This is a genomic window from Thermococcus sp., from assembly GCF_027063845.1.
Classification (GTDB): domain Archaea; phylum Methanobacteriota_B; class Thermococci; order Thermococcales; family Thermococcaceae; genus Thermococcus.
Genome location: NZ_JAMOQU010000035.1, coordinates 1 through 4,126, shown reverse-complemented (window position 1 = coordinate 4,126; position 4,126 = coordinate 1). Strand labels below are relative to the sequence as shown.

At 55.1% G+C, this 4,126-nt stretch carries 6 protein-coding genes; 3 read left to right on the top strand and 3 right to left on the bottom strand.

The genetic code is table 11. The annotated features are described in order from the left end of the window. Together thsB and htpX are read left to right on the top strand one after the other, a co-directional pair. The coding region (gene thsB, locus MVO87_RS03000; RefSeq protein ID WP_297552116.1) for a thermosome subunit beta at positions 1–1,068 on the top strand (1,068 nt) is incomplete at its 5' end. 73 nt (positions 1,069–1,141) lie between these two features. Further along, positions 1,142–2,017 (top strand): zinc metalloprotease HtpX, encoded by an 876-nt coding sequence (htpX, locus tag MVO87_RS02995; protein ID WP_297516683.1) that lies wholly within the window; start codon positions 1,142–1,144, stop codon positions 2,015–2,017. Positions 2,018–2,154: 137 nt separating this feature from the next. Here htpX and hepT read toward each other — a convergent pair whose 3' ends face one another. Genes hepT through MVO87_RS02980 form a run of 3 tightly spaced genes read right to left on the bottom strand, consistent with a single transcriptional unit; the run spans position 2,155 to position 3,757 of the window. Further along, positions 2,155–2,553: a type VII toxin-antitoxin system HepT family RNase toxin gene (gene hepT, locus MVO87_RS02990; RefSeq protein WP_297513031.1), complete on the bottom strand. Its 399-nt coding sequence runs from the start codon at positions 2,551–2,553 to the stop codon at positions 2,155–2,157. Further along, a complete protein-coding gene (locus MVO87_RS02985) occupies positions 2,522–2,941 on the bottom strand; it encodes a nucleotidyltransferase domain-containing protein (protein ID WP_297552114.1) in 420 nt (139 codons plus the stop codon). The genes hepT and MVO87_RS02985 overlap by 32 nt, the downstream gene beginning before the upstream one ends. A gap of 36 nt (positions 2,942–2,977) precedes the next feature. Further along, positions 2,978–3,757, bottom strand: coding sequence for an SDR family oxidoreductase (locus MVO87_RS02980; protein ID WP_297513035.1), 780 nt, complete (start codon positions 3,755–3,757; stop codon positions 2,978–2,980). Positions 3,758–3,948: 191 nt separating this feature from the next. Between MVO87_RS02980 and MVO87_RS02975 the strand changes: the two genes are divergently transcribed. Further along, on the top strand, positions 3,949–4,126 hold a 178-nt coding region (locus MVO87_RS02975; RefSeq protein ID WP_297513037.1), incomplete at its 3' end, for an NAD(P)-binding protein.

Genomic DNA, 4,126 nt, shown 5'->3' with positions numbered 1-4,126 from the left:
GACATCGACAACATCAAGATAGAGAAGAAGCCCGGCGAGAGCGTTGACGAGAGCGAGCTCATCAGGGGTGTCGTCATAGACAAGGAGGTCGTTCACCCGAGGATGCCGAGGCGCGTCGAGAACGCCAAGATTGCCCTCATCGGCGATGCCCTTGAGGTCAAGAAGACCGAGACCGATGCGAAGATAAACATTACCAGCCCGGACCAGCTCTTCGACTTCATAGAACAGGAGGAGAAGATGCTCAGGGACATGGTCGAGGCGATAGCCAAGACCGGGGCCAACGTTCTCTTCGTCCAGAAGGGCATTGACGACCTCGCCCAGCACTACCTCGCCAAGCACGGCATAATGGCCGTCAGGCGCGTTAAGAAGAGCGACATGGAGAAGCTCGCCAAGGCAACTGGGGCGAAGATAGTCACCAACGTTAAGGACCTTACCAGCGAGGACCTTGGTGAGGCCGAGCTTGTAGAGCAGAGGAAGGTTGCCGGAGAGAACATGATTTTCGTCGAGGGCTGCAAGAACCCGAAGGCGGTAACCATACTCATCAGGGGCGGAACCGAGCACGTCGTTGATGAAGTCGAGAGGGCGCTTGAGGACGCCATCAAGGTCGTCAAGGACGTCATGGAGGACGGTGCGATACTCCCAGCCGGCGGTGCTCCTGAAATCGAGCTCAGCATCAGGCTCGACGAGTACGCCAAGCAGGTCGGAGGTAAGGAGGCTCTGGCCATTGAGGCCTTTGCCGAGGCTCTCAAGATAATCCCGAAGACCCTTGCCGAGAACGCCGGACTCGACCCGGTTGACATAATGGTCAAGGTCATCAGCGAGCACAAGAACAGGGGCCTCGGAATCGGCATAGACGTCTTCGAGGGCAAGCCGGCGGACATGCTTGAAAAGGGTATCATCGCTCCGCTCCGCGTTCCGAAGCAGGCAATCAAGAGCGCCAGCGAGGCTGCCATAATGATACTCCGCATCGACGACGTCATCGCCGCCAAGCCCAGCAAGTCCGAGGGAGGACAGGCCGGCGGAATGGGCGGTATGGGTGGAATGGGCGGCATGGACATGGGCATGTGAAGCCCTTTTCTACCCATTTTTGACCAAAAGGTTTTATTTTTCAATTCTTCGCATTTCTTCTGGGGGGTGAGCCATGGGATTAGAAATGTGGCTAAGAACAGGACTGTTGATGGCAATCTTAACTGGACTGCTTATGGGAATAGGTTACCTTCTCGGCGGGCCACAGGTGGCGTTTATAATGTTCCTCTTCGCCATGCTCTTCAACTTCATAACCTACTGGTACAGCGACCAAATCGTGCTTAGCTGGTACAACGCGAGGATAGTTGACGAGATGGAGGCGCCAGAGCTCTACGCGATAGTCAGGAGCCTCGCCGAGAGGGCTGGACTTCCAATGCCCCGGATAGCGATAATCCCGACCGAGACTCCGAACGCCTTCGCCACCGGAAGGGACCCGAAGCACGCTGTCGTCGCCGTAACCCAGGGGCTACTGAGAATCCTCGACAGGGACGAGCTTGAGGGTGTCCTCGGCCACGAGCTCACCCACATCAAGAACAGGGACATCCTGATAAGCACCGTCGCCGCGGCGATGGCCGGGGCGATAATGCAGCTCGCCTACTGGGCGCGCTGGATAGCAATATTTGGCTCCTACGACGACAGGGAGGACAGCGGAAACATAATCGCCGCAATCCTCGTGGCTGTCCTAGCGCCAATCGCGGCGATGCTGATTCAGGCAGCGATAAGCCGTTCGAGGGAGTTCCTTGCTGACGAAGGCGGTGCAAAGCTCAGCGGAAAGCCCTGGGCCCTGGCCAGCGCGCTCCTCAAGATTGAGCAGGCCGTTCGCTACAGGCCGATGCGCGAGGGCAACCCCGCAACCGCCCACATGTTCATCATCAACCCCTTCAGGGGGATGAGCATCGCCGAACTGTTCTCAACGCACCCGCCGACGGAGAAGAGAATCGAGAGGCTCAGGAAGATAGCCGAGGAGATGGGCTACGTCCCCAACTTCTGATTCAATTTTTATGTAATTCGATGATTCTTTAATTTGACAATTCTTCACTTTCCTTTGTCAGCCTCGGTCAGCCTCGAGAACTACCCGACGCACGTCTTCGCGGAGGGCGAGCTTATTCACGAGGCGGACTGGTGATTTCAGCTTTCCAGCTTTTCATACTTTTCAACAAGCTTTAAAACGACCTCGTAAAGCTCGTCAATTCTCTGGAGGCCTTCCCCCACTATTTCAAGGTTTAATCTATCGTACTTGTGGACTATGGCGTTCCTCAAACCGTTGTAAGCCCTGAGGAGGTTTGCGTCTGCTTCGGAAATGACTCCGTGTTTTACGAGTCGTTCGATGTTTGTATAATCGTCCTCGACAGTCACGCCGAGGTCTCTGACGAGCATCGCAACGATGTCCATCGCTATATCCACCCAGAGCTGAAGGGAGTATAGCAGTGCCCTCTGGGTAACCTCGTCCCCCATCTCATGGCTCTTTATGAACTCGTACTCCTCTTCAAACCTCTCAAGCTTCTCTAAGTACCTTTGCCTTCTCACGGGCGCGCCTCCTCAGTTTTACTTTCTCCCTCACACTTTCAAACCGATTCTCCCTAATCCTGCGCTCCATGTCCTCCCACACCTTCCTGAACTGGTAGAAATACTCCGAAAGCTCAAGCTCGTCTCCATAGATTACAACGTGATTCCTAATGACCTCAATCTGGACGTAAAGCGGAAGTTCCTCGAAGACCTTAACGTCGTACTTTCCACCGAGTTTCTGGAGAACCCGCCTGTAAACCCCCGGCTTTGGTTTAACGAGGCACACATCAACGTCGCTTCTCTTTGTAGCATTTCCCTTTGCGTGAGAACCGTAAAGGAGAATACCCATGCATAAGCCCTCGAACTCTCGGAAGTCCCGGCGTATTTCCTCGATGAGCTCATTCTTCATGATATCATATTCCCCACTCGCTAAAATAAGCTTTTCTCAGAGGTCAACGCTCCTCGTCATCGCGCCGTCTATGATGACCGTCGAGCCGAGCATGTACTCTGCATCATCGCTGAGCAGAAAGGCCACGAGCGAGCCGAGTTCAGACCATCTACCGGTCCTGTGAAGGGGCGTTCTGCCGAGCACCTCGCGTTCCCACGTTTCCTCAAAGGGCTCTCCCCTCGCCTCGGCAACCGCTTTGAGGTTCTCCCGCGCACCGGGCGTGTCGAAGCTGCCGAGCAGAACGGAGTAAGCACGGATTCCCTTACCTCCGTATGTCCTCGAAACGCTCTTCGCCAGCTGAACAAGTCCGGCGCGCGTTACATCGGCGAGGACAAGTGGTGGCATGGGCTCCTTTATCGAGACAGAGTTCAGATAGACGAGAACACCCTTCCGCTTCTTTTCGAGCCACGTTTGAACCAGGAGTGTCGTTAGATAGCCCGGCGCCACCGTGTGAAGCGCTGAAGCCTCAATCCAGTCAAGGTAAGTGGCTTCGTGGAGGAGGCACGGCTCACAGCGGACGTTTCCGGCGTTCCAGACGAGGGCGTCAACTCCCCCGAGGAGCTCCCAGCTTTCTTTCACGAGATTCTCAAGCTCCCTCTGGTCAAAAAGATTGGCCTCAACGGAGTAAACCTCGCCGTAACTCCTGAGCTCGTCGAGGGCCTTTCTCAGGTTCTCCTCGTTTCTGGAGCTTATAACAACCCTTGCGTTCCTCCTCAAAAGCTCCCTCGCGACGTTGAAGCCTATCCCGCGCGAGGATGCCGTCACTATTACGCCCATTCCCCCAAGGTCGACCTCAATCATGGTAGCACCTTCCCCCCAGCGGCTAATAACCTTTGTCCTCCTGACGAATTAGGCTTCCCGAATTTGGGGAATCTCCGTCACTATGGCAAGTTTTTTGGGAAAAGAAACTTAAAGTGCAAAACCTTCGGTTTTCAACAAGTTTTTCTAAAAATTTTGGGGGTGATAAAGTGAAGTTCTACGTCTGCAGGGAGAAGAGCGAACCAAAGCCCTTCAAGGTTGCAATCATCGGCGCAGGTCCAGCGGGGCTTACAGCGGCGGGCTACCTCGCGTGCAGGGGCTACGAGGTTCACGTCTACGACAAGATGCCAGAGGGCGGGGGGATGGTCGCCTTCGCGATTCCAGAGG

Coding starts and splice junctions, on each gene's coding strand:
- MVO87_RS02985 (WP_297552114.1), bottom strand. CDS start 2,941: ATGAAGAATGAGCTCATCGAGGAAATACGCCGGGACTTCCGAGAGTTC.
- MVO87_RS02980 (WP_297513035.1), bottom strand. CDS start 3,757: ATGGGCGTAATAGTGACGGCATCCTCGCGCGGGATAGGCTTCAACGTC.
- htpX (WP_297516683.1), top strand. CDS start 1,142: ATGGGATTAGAAATGTGGCTAAGAACAGGACTGTTGATGGCAATCTTA.